Consider the following 1,104-nt stretch of genomic DNA (forward strand, 5'->3'; position numbering starts at 1 on the left):
ATGGTGTAACTATTATATCAAAAAATTAGCTCTGTCACAAAAGTGGCAGAGCTTTTTTTATATTTAGACTGTAATATAAATAATTCAAAAATTTAGGATATAAACTATACTTGTACATTTGAATATAGTTGCAAGATGGGGAGATTCACTTGGACGAGTAATTTTCCTTATTAGAAATCAATAATTATTGTAAAAGTATAAGTTGATTTTTGTATAAAAAGAGAGTATATTTAATCTAACGATAAATAATTGGAAATGTCAAGTTTCCAAGGAAGAGCTTTAGAGTCTAGTCAACTTTTAAAGCTCTTTTTATTTTTTTTTGAAATTATATGTCAAATGAAATCAAGATATTAGTATTAAATATAGAATTAACGTTTGAGAAGTGCTTAAAACATTATTCAAATTATATATTTTACAGTAAAAATTTAAGGGATTATAATAAGCAAAAATTAAAAAATCTAGTGGAGGAATAAATGAATAATATATTTGATTTTGCACCGAAAGAACTTGTTCAAGATGCTTTTTTATGTTGGTGTTTTAATTTCGATAAAACCAATAATATATTGGAAAAGAATTTTTCACATAACTTAGCCCAAGAAATTTATAATTATTGTGGAGGAACTAAAAAATTAAGTATTAAAAAAATAATACCATTAACTCAGCAAAGAGCTTCAAAAATTGATGTTTTAGTTGAAATACTTTTAGCAGACGATAAAAAAATATATCTTATATTTGAAAATAAACTAGATACTTCTCATCATTCTAATCAATTAGTAAGGCATATTGAAGCAATGAAAGGGGAAGATGAAAGTGAAAAAAAGTATATTTACTTTAAAATAGGAAATTTATATGATGAAGATAAGAATCTTCCAAAAGAATATATATTAATTGATAGGAAAGCCATATTAAGTATCTTTGATAAAATTAAAATTAAAAATGAAATTTTTGATTCATATTATAATTTTTTATTAAATATTGAAGAAAAAGATAATTTAGAGATGAAATTAATTGATGAAAACAGACAATTAACAAAGGCTGAATTAGAAGTAATTTTTTGGAGTCAATCTGGACAATACAAAATTTTAAAAAAATTACAAAATGAAA

Annotated in this window: 1 protein-coding gene; it reads left to right on the plus strand. The window is 22.6% G+C overall.

All coding sequences use genetic code 11. The annotated features are described in order from the left end of the window. Positions 1–473 precede the first annotated feature (473 nt). On the plus strand, positions 474–1,104 hold a 631-nt coding region (locus L988_RS01460), incomplete at its 3' end, for a PD-(D/E)XK nuclease family protein (protein ID WP_197053928.1).

The organism is Cetobacterium sp. ZWU0022 (assembly GCF_000800875.1).
Taxonomy (GTDB): Bacteria; Fusobacteriota; Fusobacteriia; order Fusobacteriales; family Fusobacteriaceae; genus Cetobacterium_A.